The sequence below is a fragment of the Mesorhizobium sp. M0018 genome (assembly GCF_040323955.1).
Classification (GTDB): Bacteria; Pseudomonadota; Alphaproteobacteria; order Rhizobiales; family Rhizobiaceae; genus Mesorhizobium.
On sequence record NZ_JAMYVL010000018.1, the window covers coordinates 92,984 to 108,659 of the forward strand.

Below are 15,676 nucleotides of genomic sequence, written 5' to 3' on the forward strand. Positions count from 1 at the left end.
CGAATGGAGCGACGCAACCGCTTGTCCGTATGGCTTAGCTGCGCCATGAGCGGTCGCTAAAGCGATCAAGGCCGAGCGGCCGGAGTCGACCCCTAAGCCGACCGTCGGAAGGCGGGCTGCAAGGTCCGCATCCGGCTGGTCAGCGGGCATCGCCCGAAATGGCTGCCTTTGGAGAGCTGTCTCGGACGAGGGACGGCTTTGCACCTCTTCCGGCACATGGTTCGGCAACCGTTGCTGTTCGTGTGTCAAGTTCCTCCGTCGAGTCCTCGTGGATGTCATCAGCGGCGGCTTGATCCTGCATACGGCAGGCTGGTCAATCCGACTTGCCGAGAGCTTTCAGGATGAATCGGATCTGCTCGCGCAGGCCCGCTTCGGTGTCTTCGCCGTATTGGACGCAGTGCTCGATCAGGATCGGATGGAGGAACGGCGTGAACGCGGTGTGGACGGCACGCGCCGCCGTAGCGGAATCGTCGACATTGAATTCGCCCGATTCGATGCCCTCGCGGATAATGACCCCTAAGGTAATTACCACGTGCTCGATATGCGCCTTGATGGTCGCCCAGTTCTCCTGCATGGCGGCGACAATCAGGTCGTGCATGCGCCTTTCCTTGACCAGCGTCATCTTCTTGTGATGGTGAACGGCGGTCAGTAGCCGACCCAATTTCTCCCCGGCCGACGCGTTCGTGCGCGCGATTGCCAGGGCGATGTCAGCTACCTCGTTCAAAGCTTTCCCGCAGATGGATTCTTTGATTGCGTCCCTTGAGGGGAAGAAGCGGTAGATGTTTGCCGTGCTCATGCTGAGTTCGGAGGCGATGTCGGCCACCGACGTTTTGTTGTAGCCGATGCGGCGAAAGTGCCCCTCCGCCACCTCCAGGATGCGGGCGCGCACCTCGTCGGGATCAGTTCGCATTCGGAGCGGACGATTCATGGATGTCTCCAGGACTGATGAAACGGATCTGCCGGGCTCGCCCTGGGCGATCATTCGTAAGCGGCAAGATCGTCCGGCTGGCCCTGCATATGTTCAGGCAAAACCGGCGGGCGAGAACTTGAACCGTCTTTTCCGACAACAGTGCCCTATTCGGCAGCCATCGCTGTTTGCAATTCCGGTTCCTCGGTCGAAGCCTCATGGGCCACATCTGCGGTCGGCTTGATCCGGAACCACGCGGCATAGAGAGCGGGAAGGAAGAGCAGGATCAGCACCGTGCCGGCCGCCGTGCCGCCGATCAGCGTATAGGCCATCGATCCCCAGAACACGGAGTGCGTAAGGGGGATGAAAGCCAGCACGGCGGCAAGCGCCGTCAGGATCACCGGCCTCGTGCGTTGCACGGTGGCCTCAATGACGGCGTGATAGTCGTCAAGGCCGGCAGCACGGTTCTCCTTGATTTGTTCGGTCAGGATCAGGGTGTTGCGCATCAGGATGCCGGCCAGCCCTATCAGGCCCAGAATGGCGTTGAACCCGAAGGGCTGGTTGAAGGTGAGCAACATCGGCACGACGCCGACGAGCCCAAGCGGTGCGGTCAGCACGACCATGGCCATCGTCGAGAAGGATCGTACCTGCAGCATGATGACGATCAGCATGGCGGCGATCATGGCCGGGAAGATCTTGCCCAAAGCAGTGTTGGCCTTCTCAGCCTCCTCGATCGATCCCCCCATTTCAATGTTATAGCCGGCCGGAAGGGACGCGATCAGCGGCTGAAGGGCTTTCATGATCTGCTTTGAGACCTCCGGAGGCTGAGTCGCTTCGTTGATATCCGACCGGATCGTGACGACGGGCGTCCGGTCGCGGCGCATCAGGATCGGCTCTTCAAGACGGATCTCCGAATGACCGATCTGGTCGAGCGGAATCTGGCGGCCGTCCCGGCTCATCAGCGAGAAATCCGCCAGACGCGCCGGATCCAGCCGCTCAGCCCCAGCGCTGCGCGCCACGATGGGGACATTGCGAATGTCCTCGCGGACCTGCGTGACAGGGATGCCGGTGAGGAGGAACTGGAGCTGCTGGCCTACTTCCGCCGGCGAGAGGCCGATGAGGTTCAGTCGATCCTGGTCAGGGATGAAGCGCAGTACGGGCGTGCGGTTGCCCCAGTCGCGGTTGGCCTGCCGCACGTCCGGGACGCCCCGCATGATATCGAGGGCCTTCTCGGAAATGCTATAGAGTTGCGCGGGATCAGGCCCCGTGACCCGGAACTCGACAGGGAACGGCGTATAGGGTCCGAACACAAGCTGCGTGACGCGGACATCGGCTTCCGGCGCGAGCCCCTGCGATACCGCCTCCCGGAGCCGGTGCTTTAGCGCCTCGCGCGCCTCCGCGTCCGGTGTCAGCACGACGATCTTGGCAAAGGCAGCATCAGGCAGTTCCGGTGCCATCGCGAAGAAGAAGCGCGGAGCGCCCTGACCGACGTAGCTCGTCACGATCTTGGCTTCGGGCTGGCCGTCCAGCCAGTGCTCCAGCTTCTCCACTGTGGCGGTCGTCGTCTCGATGCTGGTGCCTACCGGCAGACGAACCTCGACCAGCACTTCGGGGCGATCGGATGTCGGGAAGAACTGCTGTTTCAGGCTGCCCATGCCGACAACCGAAAGTGCGAAGACGATGCCGACGACACCGCAGGTTACGAACTTGTGGCGCACGGCAAAGATGATGAGCCGGCGAAGGCGCCGATAGTTCGGTGTGTCGTATATGGCGTGAACGCCGCCTTCGACCGGTTTGATCGCGGGCAGCATCTTGACGCCAAGGTAGGGCGTGAAAACCACGGCGACGATCCAGGAGACGATGAGAGCGAACCCTACGACCCAGAAGATATTGCCGGCGTACTCGCCGGCCGTCGAGCGTGCGAAGCCCACGGGCAGGAACCCAGCTATCGTCACGAGCGTTCCCGACAGCATCGGCGCCGCGGTATGGCTCCAGGCATAGGCCGCCGCCTTGATGCGATCCATGCCCTCTTCCATCTTCACCACCATCACCTCGATGGCGATGATGGCGTCGTCCACGAGAAGACCGAGCGCCAGGATGAGGGCGCCGAGCGTGATGCGATCGAAGAACCGGCCGGTCTCCAGCATGATGAGGAACACGGCGGCAAGCGTCAGCGGGACGGCGGCCGCCACGACGATGCCGACGCGCCAGCCCATGCTGAGCAGGCTGATCAGCAGCACGACACCGAGCGCCATCGCGAACTTCAACATGAACTCGTCGACCGCCGAGGTGATGTTGACGGCCTGGTCGGATACCTTGTCGAGCGTTATCCCAAGCGGCAATGTTCGTGCGATGGCCGCCGTCCGATCCTCCAGCGCCTTGCCGAGCGCGCGACCGTCCCAACCCTCCTGCATAACGGCCGCGAGCATGATGGTGGGCTCGCCCTGGCGTCGGATGAGATAGGTGGGAGGGTCCTCGTAGCCGCGGCGGACCTCGGCAACGTCGGAAAGCTTCAGCGTCCGCCCCCGGCAACGATCGGCGTGTCGGCGATAGCCTGGACACTGTCATAAGCGCCGTTGAGCCTGATGAAGACCTGCGGCCCCTGAGTATCGATCGAGCCCGCCGGTGTGACGGTGTTCTGCCGCTGCAATGCGACGATGATATCCTGTGCCGACACGCCCAGCGTTGCCAGCTTGGCATAGGAGAACTCGACGAATATCTGTTCGGGGCGCTCACCGAGGATGTTGATCTTCTTGACGCCGGGCACGTGCAGGAGGTCCTGTCGAATTGCCTCGGCCTGCCTGGCCAGCTCACGCATCGGCATGCCTCTGGCCTTCAGCGCATAAAGGGCGAAGCTCACATCCGAATATTCGTCGTTGACGAAGGGGCCGTAGACGCCGGGCGGCAGGTTGCGGGCTTCATCCCCCAGCTTCTTGCGGGCCTGGTAAAACTCTTCCTGCACGACGGATGGCGGCGTGCTGTCCTTCAGCGTGACCGTCATATAGGCGTAGCCCGGCCGCGTGGTGGTCTCGACCCGATCGTACCAGGTGAGCTCCTGAAGCCGCTTCTCCAACGGCTCGGCGACAAGGTCCTGCATCTCGCGGGCCGTCGCGCCCGGCCATGCCGTCGTGACCGTCAGGGTCTTAATGGTGAAGTTGGGATCCTCCGCCCGCCCGAGCATAAGGAACGCGTAGGCGCCAGCCGCCACGAGCAAGAGGATGAAGAAGAGGGTGACGGCCCGTTCGCGAACGGCGATCGCTGAAAAATTGAGGTTCATCGTCAGTTGCTCCCGCTTTCGGAAGCAGACCTGACGCGAGCGCCCTCCTGCAGAAGATGAGCGCCGAGCGAAACGACCGGATCTCCCATGTTCAGCCCGGAGACCACGGCGCTTTCGCTTGTCACACGAACAAGGCCGACAGGTCGGAAGTGTACGGTCGAGGTGGCGCGATCCAGGGCCCAAACGCCTGTTTTGCCGCCATCATCGAGCACGGCTCCGAGCGGCACCTGGACTTCCGGCTGGCTCGCCTGGCTTGTGATCCGGATAGTCACGGTCGCGCCAAGCGGTGCTGCCGCGGCCTCCCCGTCGAGCACATAGCGGGCCTCATAGGTACGGGTCTGGGGATCGGCGGCATCCGACAACTGCCGCAGATGCGCCGTATGGCGCCCATCGGCTGCATAAACGGCAGCCTCGGCCACAGAGCCGATCGCCGGCCGGATCGTTTCGGGAAGCGCGACCACCGCTTCACGAGGGCCGGCCTGGGCGATCCGAACCACTGTCTGACCGGCGGAGACGACCTGTCCCGGCTCGCCGATGGTTTCGACCACAGTTCCATCCGCGTCCGCCACCAGGACGGAATAGGCCGCTTCGTTTTCCGCGACTTTCGCTTCCGCTTCGGCGGCGGCGAGTTGCGCGGTCGCGGTGTCCAACGCGGCCTTCGCCTGCTCGTAGCGCTGCGGAGTTGCTGCCAATTCCTTCTTGACCAGAACGGCATAGCGCTTTTCGTCCGCGCTCGCCTGAACCAGCACAGCGCGTGCCGCGGCGACCGCATTGCGCTTGGCGGTGAGCGCGAGAGCCAGATCGGTGTCGTCGATCCGCAGAAGCGGTTGGCCCGCCTTGACCCGTTCACCGACGTTCACCAGGCGCTCGATGATCTTGCCGGGTACGCGAAAACCAAGATTGCTCTGCACCCGCGCGGCAATCGTGCCCGTGAAACCGCGTTCGGATCCAGCCACTGGCGCCGCCGTCACCAATCTGACGATCGGCGCTTCCTGCCTCGGATCCGCCACTGCGGTTGCCTGCGTGCGAATGGGCAGCGTGACGAATGCGGCCATCCCTAACCCCGCGGCCAGGACGCTGCCCAGCCCAATGACAAGTCGCTTTTTCATGCCCATCGCCTCATGCCGAAATAGATTGCGTTCATTGTCTATGCTGTGTCCTGCGTCGACCGGCAGCGGCCGGCTGCGACCTGCGCGGCGAGTCAGTCCGGTAGCGCGTCGGCGCGCGGATGCTTGTCGGTCCCAGTCGCGACTGTCACCTCCTCGCCGGACCTCGAGAACGCGTAGAGAGAGCCCCGGTAGCCCGGCATGGAGAAGGCAACGGAGTCGCGGTCGGCGAGGCCCATGACGACGCGCAGCGGATCGCCTCCGCCCTTGGGCGCGAAGGTGGCGGTGACCTCCAGGAGGTCGCCGTCGATTGGGACGTAATAGACCACCATGTCGAGGCGTCCGTTGTGCAGGCTGCCGGCTTCGATTGGGCGTCCGACGGTAGCTTCCTCGGCAAACGCTGGGGTCGCCAGAAACAGCGCGGTCAGGAGCGAAGCGCTCAGGATCTTGCGGATCATTTCGTGTCTCCTTTTTTAGATTGCATTCGCCATCTATATAGCAGATAGATTACGAATGCAATCTAAAAAAAGAGATCGACGATGCGTGTGAGTCGCATACAGGCCGCGGAAAACCGCGAAACCGCAATCAACGTGGCAAGCCGCCTTTTGCGGGAGCGTGGCTTTGACGGCATCGGCCTCAAGGATCTGATGAAGGGTGCCGGGCTGACCCAAGGCGCCTTTACAAGCATCGCATCAATGGAGGACTTGGTGGCACAGGCGTCCAAGCGGGCGATGGAGAGTGCCAACCACCGATGGTCGGCCGCGACCGCGGCAAAATCCGAGGATCCGCTTGGCGCGGTGATCGCGTTCTACCGGGTAGATTCTGACATCTTGATCCGGTGAAACCTTAGTGGTTTTCTGTCCGCTGGTCGGATCCGTGGCGCTGTCGGGAAGACCACCGAGCAGGACGCCCGCCAGCACAACGCGGGTCTCGTTTTCATGCCCATCTCAGTGCGGCCAAGAGCGGAGCGGTCGGGTTTCTGCGGATCATCTCTCATCTTCTCTTGATAGATTGCGTTCGCCCTCTATATAAGATATGGATTACGAACACACGCTAAAAGGGAGATTACCGATGCGCGTAAGTCGCATTCAGGCTGCGGAAAACCGTGAAACCGTTATCAATGTGGCAAGCCGCCTTTTTCGGGAGCGCGGTTTTGACGGCATCGGCCTTAAGGATCTGATGAAGGGTGCCGGGCTGACCCAAGGCGCTTTTTACAAGCAGTTCGCGTCAAAGGAGGACCTGGCGGCGCAGGCGTCCAAACGGGCGATGGAGAGCGCCACCCACCGATGGTCGGCCGCGACTACGGCAAAACCCGAGGATCCGCTTGGCGCGGTGATCGCGTTCTACCTCAGCATGGACCATCGCGAAGAAAGGATGGACGGCTGCCCGATCGTGGCGCTCGGTTCGGATGCCGCCAGACAGGGCGTGGACGTGAGAGCGTCGTTCGAAGCCGGGATCAGGGAATATCTTGAGATGTTTGGTAGTTGGGTTGGCGAGGCCGACGGCGAGCGGCCCGGCGACAAGGCCATGGCCATTCTCTCGACAATGGTCGGTGCGGTGCTCCTTTCGCGCGTCGTCAACGACCCCGACCTCGCGCAGGCATTTCTGGATGCGGCGACAGAACAGGTTCGCGAAGCAGCCGGCGCTTGAACGGCGTGTGCAGCGCTGGCGGCGCACCCAAATTGATAGGAAAATAGATGCGACGGATTGTTGTCACAGGCATGGGAGCGGTCACGCCCCTTGCTGCCGATGTCGAAGCGTCCTGGTCGCGTCTCCTGGCCGGCCGCTCGGGCATCCGCAGGCTTGCGGATGATGTGGTATGCGACCTGCCGGCGAAGGTCGGCGGGGTGGTGCCCTCCACAGAAGAAGATCCGGACGCTGGTTTCGATCCGGAAGCCATCCTTCCGCCGAAGGATCAGCGCAAGGTAGACCGGTTCATTCTCTTTGCGCTGGCCGCGGCACGAGAAGCGCTCGCCCAAGCAAGATGGGCCCCCGTCTCGGAAGCGGATCGCTTGCGCACCGCCACGATCATCGCCTCGGGCGTCGGCGGGTTCCCGGCCATAACCGAGGCGGTGCGCACGGTCGACCGGCGCGGCGTCCGCCGTCTATCACCTTTTACGGTGCCGTCCTTCCTGGTGAACCTCGCGGCAGGCCACGTCTCGATCCGCTATGGCTTCAAAGGTCCGCTCGGTGCACCCGTGACGGCGTGCGCGGCCGGCATTCAGGCGATCGGCGATGCGGCTCGCCTAATCCGCGCCGACGAGGCCGATATTGCCGTGTGCGGCGGGACTGAAGCATGCATGAATCTTGTCAGCCTCGGTGGGTTTGCCGCGGCACGCTCTCTTTCGACGTCCTTTAATCACCGTCCTGATGAGGCCTCCCGACCGTTCGACAAGTCGCGGGACGGCTTCGTCATGGGCGAAGGAGCCGGCATGCTGGTCATCGAGGAATTGAGCCACGCGCTGGCGCGCGGCGCAAGACCGCTGGCCGAGCTTGTCGGCTACGGCACGACGGCGGATGCTCATCACGTCACCTCCGGTCCAGAGGACGGCGACGGTGCGCGCCGGGCCATGGAGATCGCAATCGCCCAAGCAGGGATTTCGCCCCGCGAGGTTCGTCATCTCAATGCCCATGCGACCTCCACGCCGGTGGGCGACCTGGGTGAGATCGAAGCGATCAAGAGCGTGTTCGGGCGCGATTTCGCGATAGCTGTCAGTGCAACGAAATCGGCGACCGGACACCTGCTCGGAGCCGCCGGCGGGCTCGGAGCAATCTTCGCAATCCTGGCGCTCAGGGATCAGATGGCACCGCCGACCCTCAATCTGAGCGCTCCCGATCCGGCCGGCGACGGGATCGACTTCGTCGCAAACCGGGCCCGGCCGATGGCGATGGGCTATGCAATCGCCAATGGCTTCGGCTTCGGAGGCGTTAATGCCAGCGCGCTGTTCCGGCGCTGGACGGATGATCTGGCCGGCGCGAGTACCGGAGTCGCTCATGATTGACGCCTTTCGCTCCGACCTGTCGTGCTTCTCCCACGCCAATCCAAAACGAAGAAAAAAGTGACCTCCATGAACAAAACCAATCTAGGCGTCGCCCTGGTGACCGGGGCATCCAGCGGTATCGGGCACACAACGGCCAAAGCCTTGCAGAACGCGGGCTTTCGCGTGTTCGGAACCAGCCGTCGCGCGGTCGTCGACCGATCCGATGGCGTTACCATGCTGGCCTGTGACGTGACCGATGACACGTCCGTGGCGAAACTTGTCCAGGACGTGCTGGCCGAGACCGGGCGCATCGACCTGCTTGTCAATAATGCCGGCATTGGCCTGCTTGGTGGCGCGGAGGAGTCCTCGATGGCCCAGGCCAAGTCGTTGTTTGACGTGAACGTCTTTGGCGTTATGCGGGTAACCAAAGCGGTGTTGCCGACAATGCGCCGCCAAGGCAAGGGCAGAATCGTCAATTTGAGCTCGGTGCAGGGGTTCATTCCAGCTCCCTATTTCGCGCTTTATTCGTCGACCAAGCATGCCGTTGAGGGCTACTCCGAATCGCTCGACCACGAACTGCGTCCTTTCGGAATTCGCGTCGTGCTGGTGGAGCCCGCCTATACCCGCACCTCATTTGAAGAAAATCTCGCCAGGCCGGATCAGTTGCTCGATATCTATGACTCTGCGCGCGCCGGCATGAATGCAGCTGTGCGGAAAGCGATGGAAAAAGGCGATGCGCCGGAAGTGGTGGCCAGGACCGTTTTGGCGGCTGCGACCGATCCCGCTCCGAAGGGGCGCTATGCGGCTGGAAAAATGGCGCGCCAGGTCCGTTTCCTGCGCCGTTTCGTCCCCGCATCCGCATTCGACAAAAGCCTGCGAAAGCAACTCGGGCTCTCGGTTTGATGACATCGACGAACACCCGTCAAGATCGGAATCATCGACGCTGGAAACATCGGCACCACATTGGCGCGGCGCAACCTGACGCGATTGCTCTGCAGAACGCCCTGCGGTCGTTGGCGTTAGATTAGCGCCATGTTATGTTGCGGCGCGAAAGAGCGGGGGCCACGTCCTTTCACACCCGTAAGCGATCCGTATGTGCGACCCCTGCAGTCTGGTCGGAATCACGGAAACCTCCCGGGCATGGGGTTCGGGATCGATGGGGACAAGGGGTAATGCTTTACACGCTCATTATGATGGTCTGCCTGACGGATGTGCCGCAGACCTGTGAACAACGCGAACAGATGGTGGACGGCCTGGCGATGAATCCCGGGACCGCCTTCATGCAGGCGCAATCGCTGGTCGCCCAGTGGATCGAGACGCATCCCGGTTATTTCGTTCAGCGCTGGCGCGTGCTGCCCGGCCGTGGATCATGATATCCGCCGCGAAGATCGAATGAGGTTCTATTTCTTCGCGGCGAGCGTTTCCGAGACGGCCTTGGACAATTGATAAAGCCGCTGCTCGATTATTGTCGGCACTTCACAGACGTAGGTCAGTGATTGGACGCGTTCATCGAAAATTCGCGTTGCGAATTTCAGCTGTTCGGTTCGCCGATCGATCTCTTCGGGATCTGCACCCGGCTTTGCCCGCAATGCATCGACATCGGACGCTTCCTTGCGCAACGCGGCGGCCATTTCGAGCTGCTTGTGGGCGTAGCGGGAAATGCCGGAGATCACCTGCGAGCGCTCGGCGTCCAGGTGGTCGAACATGCCTTGCACCATCATCGCCATTTTGGGTGCACGTTGCTCGGCCGGCAAGGAGGCCGCGAAATCCCTGATCTTCTTTTGAGCTTCCGCAATCGGCATCCGGCGAGCCGACACTTCCTCGATCAGGGCGGAGATGGTGGGGTCCTTCGACCAGTCCTTCGCGGCTGAAGGAAGGTCCGGTCCGCTCCAGATCTGGCCGAGCGAGAGTTGCGGCACCTTGCGCTGCATGCAGGGCCAGTCCGGATCGGGGTTGGCTGCCATGGCGTTGACGCCCGGCGCGAGCATGGCGACCAGAGCCAGACTGCGAACATGGATCATTCGCGCCATCAGGCATTTCCTCCCGTGTCCTGTTTGCGGGTCATCAGGCCGCGCGAAGGGTCGTAGGCGATGATGGCGGCGGCAAGGAACAGCAGCGTGCAGCCGGCAACGACGCCCAGCGACAGCCAGTCAACCTGGCCGTAGAAGGCGAAGCGGATCAGTTCGACGGCGTAAGTAAATGGATTGGCGAGGCAGATTTTGTAGAGCAGGGGGCTAGCCTCCTGGATACGCCACAAGGGATAGAGTGCCGGAGAAGCGAAATAGCCGGGAAAGATGACGAAGTTCATGATGCCAGCGAAGTTTTCGAGCTGCTTGATCATTGAGGACAGAAGCATGCCGAGCGCACACAGCATCATGCCTGACAGGAACAGCGCCGGCAGCACCGTGAGATAGCCAAGCGGCGGCGCTTTGACGCCCCAGAACCAGGCAACGATCAGGAACGCGTAAACCTGCGCGATTGACACGGCGACACCGGCGAGCATCTTCGAGATCAGTAAAAACCATCGCGGGAAGGGGCTGACCAGCAGGGTGCGCATGTTGCCCATTTCGCGATCATAGACCATCGACAGCGAAGACTGCATGCCCGAAAACAGCAGAATCATGCCGCACAGGCCCGGCGTGATGTAGACCTCGTAGAGCACGTAGGTCTTGTAGGGCGGGATGATCGATACGCCGAGCACCTGCCGGAATCCGGCGGCAAAAATGAACAGCCAGACGAGCGGCCGAACCAGCGAGGATATAAAGCGCTCGCGCTGATGCAGGAAGCGCAGGCACTCCCGCACGACGATCCCTTTGAGGCAAACGAGGTAGTGGTGGAGCCCAAACTGTTCGAACTTCACCGGCGTGAGGGCGGCGACTTTTGCGGGCATTGCGGGAGCGCTCATGGCGACATCTCCGCGATGCCGCTTGTCTCGATGCGGTTGAGCCTGGAAAAGGCGTCGCGGATCGAACTGGCACCGCTCGTCGCAACGACATCGGCCACCTTACCCTTGGCAACCAGGTCGCCCTGCCGCAGCATGACGACATGGTCGCCGTCTTCGACCTCATCGATCAGATGCGTCGCCCACAGCACACCGATGCCCTCGGTTTCGACGAGTTTGCGGATGGTGGCCAGAATGCCCGCACGCGACTGGATGTCGAGACCGACCGTCGCCTCGTCGAGCAGCAGCAGGGAAGGGCGGTGGAGCAGCGCCCGCGCGATCTCGATGCGCCGCATTTGGCCGCCGGAAAGACTGCGTGCCTTGTCATGCTGACGGCCCTGCATGTTGACTGTATCGAGCAGCGCGGCAATGCGCTGCCGGGCTTGGTGTCCGCCAATGCCATGCAGCGAGGCGTGGTAGGAGAGGTTCTGGTGGACGCTGAGGTCGAGGTCGAGCGTGCGTGCCTGGAATACGATGCCGACACGCCTGAGCGCTTCGCCCGAAGCGCGGCTGACGTCATGGCCGAAGATGCGGATCGATCCGCGGCGGGTGCCGTAAAGATGGCTGATCAGTGAGAACAAAGTTGTCTTGCCGGCCCCATTGAGGCCGAGCAGAACGGTGAAAGTTCCCGGCGCGATCGAGAATGAGACGTCCTGGAGCGCTCGCTTCGGACCATAGGAATGGCTGACGCCGGCAACATCGAGCGCTGCCACCTCCTCTCCAGCTCCGCTTGTCCTCACATGCTGCATGCCGCTGGCTCCTTCGGGGCGCGCTGGTCATCTAGTGCACTTGCAACATCCCCGCGGCAAATATTCATCACGTCGGTCTCCCTGATCATTGCTGCGGTCTAGTGGGGCGATATGGCCACGCCCCAAGGCTGCTGGCCCACCGTAACCGATTGAACCGGCTCGTCCGTCGCCGTGTCGATGAAGGTGATGTCGTTGGAATTGCCGTTGGTGGTGATCAGCGTCTTCTGATCGGGGGTGAAGTCGAGATGCCAGACGCGCTGGCCGACCAGGATGTATTTTTCCACCTCGTAGGTTTCGGTGTTGATGACGGCGACGTGGTTCGCTGGGCCGAGCGCGACATAGGCTTTCTTGCCGTCCGCGCTGATTGCGATGCCGACCGGCTGGATGGTTTCGGGCCGCAGTCCCGCAATCGCGAACTGGATCTTCTTCACCACCTCGCGTTTGAGACTGTCGATGACGCTCACGGTGCCGCCGATTTCGGCACTGACCCAGATCTGGGATCCGTCGGGCTTGAATTGCGCAAAGCGCGGACGCGTATCGACCAGGACGTTGTCGGTCACCTCATGGCTGTCGGTGTCGATGAAATGCGCCATGCTGGTGGTTTCGGAGGTGTTGACCATGGTTTTGCCATCGGGACTGACGGCCATGCCTTCAGGCTCCACCCCGACGGGAATCTCGGTCATGACCTGCTTGCTCTCGACGTTGATCGCGGTGACGAGATTGTCGTCCTCGTTGGCGACGTAGAGCGTCTTGCCGTCGGGCGAAAGCACGAACAGTTCGGGATCGGGGCCTGATGGCAGCGTGCCAACGATCTGCAGCGTCGCGGTATCGATGATTTCGATCGTATCGTCATCGCTGGCGCACAAATAGATGAACTTGCCGTCATGCGAGATGGTGATACCGCGCGGCCTCTGGCCGACTTCGACGGTCTTCACCACTTGCATGGTCGCCGTGTCGACGACCGTTATCGTATTGTCTTTCTCGTTGGAGACATACACGGTGTAAGCCCACGCCGGATTGGCCATGAAGCCGAGAATGGCGAGTGCGCAAGCTCGTCTCTGCACGAAAATTCCTCCCGATTGGTTCTACTTAAGGACGCATTTCGTTTCCGGCTGATCGACGCCGAGCGTATCGAGCTCGGAGATCTGGTGGAGATAACCCTCCTGTGGCGATGTCGAGACCACGGATTTGGTGTCGCCGAGCAGGATTGGCTGGCGAAGCTGATGGTTCCACTTGCGGAAGGTCAGCTTCTGTCCCTTGAAGGCGGCGACCGAGAAATCGTCCGAGCGGATGTAGTCGCTGATCTTCTTCGGATCGTCGCCATTGGTCCGTGTGCTGGCTTCGCCCACCGCCCGCACCGCCGTCCAGGCCGACATATCCTTGGACAGCATTCGCCGGCCGGTCGTCCTCAGGAAACGGCTTTGCATTTGAATGCCACCCCATTGCTCGCTCGCGGGATGCCAGGACGATGCGACAAGACCGGCCGTGCCAGCGACCAGCCGCGGTGTCCAGGTGCGGAAGGGCACATAGGTTCCGAACACCTCGCTCTCATCGGCGACAAGCACCACGTCATGCTCCGGCAGATCCTGCGTGAACACGGAAATCTGCTGCTGTATCTGCGTGGCGCCGGTGTCGGTGCGGCGCGCCGTGCCAGTGTCTTTGAACTCCTTCTCGGCGACGATCTGACCGCCGAAGCGAGCCGCCGCGCGGCGCAACGCGGCCGCATAGAGATGATCCCGCTCATGCGAACCATAGAGCAGCACCCAATTCGGCCATTTCTTTACCACGAGATACTGCGCCAGCGCGTCAGCCAGCATGCTTCGTGTCGGCGCCACATGGAAGATGTTTATGCGGCAGTCTTCCTCGCGCAGGCTGTCGTCTGTGGCACCGACATTGAAGACCAGAACGCCCTTGTCGCGGGCGATGTCGGCGATCGACAGCAATTGCCTGGCCGAGAGGTCAGCGACAACATAGCGGTCACCTTTGGCAATCAGATCGTTGAACGCCTGAACCGCGTCGGCGTCCGACTTGACCTCGGCTATGTCGAGGCTGAATTTCTGGCTGAGGAACTTTCCTGTCGTGTTGTTGTCGCCGATCGCCACATTGGCGCCGGCGACACCTTCGTCGCGTGGCGGCAGGTCCAGCAGGGAAAGCGCCAGTTGCGGCGCGTAGGCCCGCAAATAACCTATTCTGATTTCGGTTATCTTTCTTTCCGGCCTGTCGGCTGCGACCGGTTGCTTGCCCGTCACTTCCTGGGCCATCACGCCTGTAATGTTGGCGGTCTGGAAAAAAAAGCACAAAAAGGCCGCGAGAGTGCCTGGCACCGCGCTCGTCATCGATAAAACTGCCCATTCTTGCACTAAAGTCCGATTGTTCCCGGACCAGCGCGAATTCAAGGTGCCCACAATGAGCTTAGCGGACGCCACAAGATTTATCAAAGCCCCGCAAGTGGACTTACGTGTCTGCTTTAGTCCTATTCCTTTTCGCGGGGATACGGCGATGAATGAGCGTATTGCGGTCTCATCCGCAGCAATGGCGGAATGAGAAACTCTATGGGTCGTCATGGGAGGATTGCCTGATGAAAACGCGCGCCGCTGTCGCCGTTGCCGCCGGAAAGCCGCTGCAGATCATGGAGGTCGACCTCGAAGGTCCCCGCGATGGCGAGGTGCTGGTCGAGATCAAGGCAACCGGCATCTGCCACACCGACGAGTTCACGCTGTCGGGCGCCGACCCGGAAGGCCTGTTTCCGGCGATCCTCGGCCATGAGGGCGCCGGCATCGTCGTCGACGTCGGCAAGGGCGTCACCTCGGTCAGGAAGGGCGACCATGTCATCCCGCTCTACACGCCGGAATGCCGGCAGTGCCCGTCCTGCCTGTCGCGCAAGACCAATCTGTGCACCGCCATCCGCGCCACGCAGGGACAGGGTTTGATGCCGGACGGCACCTCGCGCTTCTCGATCGGCAAGGACAAGCTGTTCCACTACATGGGCTGCTCGACCTTCTCCAATTTCACCGTGCTGCCCGAGATCGCGGTGGCCAAGGTCAATGCCGACGCCCCGTTCGACAAGATCTGCTACATCGGCTGCGGCGTCACCACCGGCATCGGTGCTGTGATCAACACGGCCAAGGTCGAGCAAGGCGCGACGGCGGTCGTGTTCGGCCTCGGCGGCATCGGCCTCAACGTCATCCAAGGCCTGCGCCTTGCCGGCGCCGACATGATCATCGGCGTCGACCTGAACAACGACAAGAAGGAATGGGGCGAGAAATTCGGCATGACGCATTTCGTCAATCCGAAGGAGATCGACGGCGATGTCGTGGCCCATCTCGTCAACATGACCAAGCGCGGCGCCGACCAGATCGGCGGCGCCGACTACACGTTCGACTGCACCGGCAACACCAAAGTCATGCGGCAGGCGCTCGAAGCGTCGCATCGCGGCTGGGGCAAGTCGGTCATCATCGGCGTTGCCGGCGCCGGCCAGGAGATCTCGACGCGGCCGTTCCAGCTGGTCACCGGCCGCACCTGGATGGGCACCGCCTTCGGCGGCGCGCGCGGCCGCACCGACGTGCCGAAGATCGTCGACTGGTACATGGCCGGCAAGATCGAGATCGATCCGATGATCACCCACACGCTGAAGCTCGAGGACATCAACAAGGGCTTTGACCTGATGCATGAAGGCAAGTCGATCAGGAGCGTGGTGGTTTACTGACGAGGAGAA

The 15,676-nt window shown here is 61.9% G+C and carries 13 protein-coding genes and 2 pseudogenes; 6 read left to right on the forward strand and 9 right to left on the reverse strand.

Features of this window, described 5'->3' with window-relative positions; genetic code table 11:
- Nucleotides 1–313: 313 nt before the first annotated feature.
- The 4 genes and pseudogenes from NKJ81_RS23300 to NKJ81_RS23315 form a co-directional block, all read right to left on the reverse strand.
- Complete coding sequence (locus tag NKJ81_RS23300) at nucleotides 314–928, reverse strand: TetR/AcrR family transcriptional regulator (RefSeq protein ID WP_352541886.1); 615 nt, start codon at nucleotides 926–928, stop codon at nucleotides 314–316.
- Between the two features lie 146 nt (nucleotides 929–1,074).
- Nucleotides 1,075–4,184, reverse strand: a pseudogene (locus tag NKJ81_RS23305) (efflux RND transporter permease subunit).
- Between the two features lie 2 nt (nucleotides 4,185–4,186).
- Entirely contained in the window at nucleotides 4,187–5,293 is a 1,107-nt protein-coding gene (locus tag NKJ81_RS23310) for an efflux RND transporter periplasmic adaptor subunit (protein WP_352541887.1), read from the reverse strand.
- A 92-nt stretch (nucleotides 5,294–5,385) separates the two neighbouring features.
- Nucleotides 5,386–5,748, reverse strand: coding sequence for a hypothetical protein (locus NKJ81_RS23315; RefSeq protein WP_352503292.1), 363 nt, complete (start codon nucleotides 5,746–5,748; stop codon nucleotides 5,386–5,388).
- An 81-nt stretch (nucleotides 5,749–5,829) separates the two neighbouring features.
- On the opposite strand from NKJ81_RS23315, the pseudogene NKJ81_RS23320 reads away from it, so the two are divergent.
- The 5 genes and pseudogenes from NKJ81_RS23320 to NKJ81_RS23340 form a co-directional block, all read left to right on the forward strand.
- A pseudogene (locus tag NKJ81_RS23320) lies at nucleotides 5,830–6,102 on the forward strand (TetR/AcrR family transcriptional regulator); the annotation flags it as partial.
- Between the two features lie 259 nt (nucleotides 6,103–6,361).
- Nucleotides 6,362–6,940, forward strand: coding sequence for a TetR/AcrR family transcriptional regulator (locus tag NKJ81_RS23325; protein WP_352541912.1), 579 nt, complete (start codon nucleotides 6,362–6,364; stop codon nucleotides 6,938–6,940).
- A gap of 47 nt (nucleotides 6,941–6,987) precedes the next feature.
- Entirely contained in the window at nucleotides 6,988–8,292 is a 1,305-nt protein-coding gene (gene fabF / locus NKJ81_RS23330) for a beta-ketoacyl-ACP synthase II (RefSeq protein WP_352541888.1), read from the forward strand.
- A 66-nt stretch (nucleotides 8,293–8,358) separates the two neighbouring features.
- Nucleotides 8,359–9,174, forward strand: coding sequence for an oxidoreductase (locus NKJ81_RS23335; protein WP_352541889.1), 816 nt, complete (start codon nucleotides 8,359–8,361; stop codon nucleotides 9,172–9,174).
- Nucleotides 9,175–9,443: 269 nt separating this feature from the next.
- Nucleotides 9,444–9,644 carry a hypothetical protein gene (locus NKJ81_RS23340; RefSeq protein WP_352541890.1) on the forward strand — a complete coding sequence of 67 codons (201 nt, stop codon included), beginning with the start codon at nucleotides 9,444–9,446 and terminating at the stop codon, nucleotides 9,642–9,644.
- A 27-nt stretch (nucleotides 9,645–9,671) separates the two neighbouring features.
- On the opposite strand, the gene NKJ81_RS23345 is transcribed toward NKJ81_RS23340, so the two are convergent.
- The 5 genes from NKJ81_RS23345 to NKJ81_RS23365 form a co-directional block, all read right to left on the reverse strand.
- Nucleotides 9,672–10,301 carry a hypothetical protein gene (locus NKJ81_RS23345; RefSeq protein ID WP_352541891.1) on the reverse strand — a complete coding sequence of 210 codons (630 nt, stop codon included), beginning with the start codon at nucleotides 10,299–10,301 and terminating at the stop codon, nucleotides 9,672–9,674.
- A complete protein-coding gene (locus NKJ81_RS23350; RefSeq protein WP_352458846.1) occupies nucleotides 10,301–11,161 on the reverse strand; it encodes a lanthanide ABC transporter permease protein PedC in 861 nt (286 codons plus the stop codon). Before NKJ81_RS23350 ends, NKJ81_RS23345 begins: the two co-directional genes overlap by 1 nt.
- Nucleotides 11,162–11,172: 11 nt before the next feature.
- A complete protein-coding gene (locus NKJ81_RS23355; protein ID WP_352541892.1) occupies nucleotides 11,173–11,961 on the reverse strand; it encodes a lanthanide ABC transporter ATP-binding protein PedB/LutE in 789 nt (262 codons plus the stop codon).
- A 98-nt stretch (nucleotides 11,962–12,059) separates the two neighbouring features.
- The gene (locus tag NKJ81_RS23360) at nucleotides 12,060–13,025 is read right to left on the reverse strand and encodes a YVTN family beta-propeller repeat protein (RefSeq protein ID WP_352541893.1); all 966 of its coding nucleotides are present in this window, start codon (nucleotides 13,023–13,025) and stop codon (nucleotides 12,060–12,062) included.
- Between the two features lie 21 nt (nucleotides 13,026–13,046).
- Complete coding sequence (locus tag NKJ81_RS23365) at nucleotides 13,047–14,222, reverse strand: ABC transporter substrate-binding protein (protein WP_502904317.1); 1,176 nt, start codon at nucleotides 14,220–14,222, stop codon at nucleotides 13,047–13,049.
- Nucleotides 14,223–14,539: 317 nt separating this feature from the next.
- Between NKJ81_RS23365 and NKJ81_RS23370 the strand changes: the two genes are divergently transcribed.
- The gene (locus NKJ81_RS23370) at nucleotides 14,540–15,667 is read left to right on the forward strand and encodes an S-(hydroxymethyl)glutathione dehydrogenase/class III alcohol dehydrogenase (protein WP_352541895.1); all 1,128 of its coding nucleotides are present in this window, start codon (nucleotides 14,540–14,542) and stop codon (nucleotides 15,665–15,667) included.
- Nucleotides 15,668–15,676 lie beyond the last annotated feature (9 nt).

What these genes read in the sequence shown, in the direction of transcription:
- NKJ81_RS23340 (WP_352541890.1), top strand. Translation starts at nt 9,444, where the DNA reads ATGCTTTACACGCTCATTATGATGGTCTGCCTGACGGATGTGCCGCAG.
- fabF (WP_352541888.1), top strand. Translation starts at nt 6,988, where the DNA reads ATGCGACGGATTGTTGTCACAGGCATGGGAGCGGTCACGCCCCTTGCT.
- NKJ81_RS23325 (WP_352541912.1), top strand. Translation starts at nt 6,362, where the DNA reads ATGCGCGTAAGTCGCATTCAGGCTGCGGAAAACCGTGAAACCGTTATC.
- NKJ81_RS23335 (WP_352541889.1), top strand. Translation starts at nt 8,359, where the DNA reads ATGAACAAAACCAATCTAGGCGTCGCCCTGGTGACCGGGGCATCCAGC.
- NKJ81_RS23365 (WP_502904317.1), bottom strand. Translation starts at nt 14,222, where the DNA reads ATGGCCCAGGAAGTGACGGGCAAGCAACCGGTCGCAGCCGACAGGCCG.
- NKJ81_RS23370 (WP_352541895.1), top strand. Translation starts at nt 14,540, where the DNA reads ATGAAAACGCGCGCCGCTGTCGCCGTTGCCGCCGGAAAGCCGCTGCAG.
- NKJ81_RS23345 (WP_352541891.1), bottom strand. Translation starts at nt 10,301, where the DNA reads ATGGCGCGAATGATCCATGTTCGCAGTCTGGCTCTGGTCGCCATGCTC.
- NKJ81_RS23350 (WP_352458846.1), bottom strand. Translation starts at nt 11,161, where the DNA reads ATGCCCGCAAAAGTCGCCGCCCTCACGCCGGTGAAGTTCGAACAGTTT.
- NKJ81_RS23310 (WP_352541887.1), bottom strand. Translation starts at nt 5,293, where the DNA reads ATGAAAAAGCGACTTGTCATTGGGCTGGGCAGCGTCCTGGCCGCGGGG.
- NKJ81_RS23355 (WP_352541892.1), bottom strand. Translation starts at nt 11,961, where the DNA reads ATGCAGCATGTGAGGACAAGCGGAGCTGGAGAGGAGGTGGCAGCGCTC.
- NKJ81_RS23300 (WP_352541886.1), bottom strand. Translation starts at nt 928, where the DNA reads ATGAATCGTCCGCTCCGAATGCGAACTGATCCCGACGAGGTGCGCGCC.
- NKJ81_RS23315 (WP_352503292.1), bottom strand. Translation starts at nt 5,748, where the DNA reads ATGATCCGCAAGATCCTGAGCGCTTCGCTCCTGACCGCGCTGTTTCTG.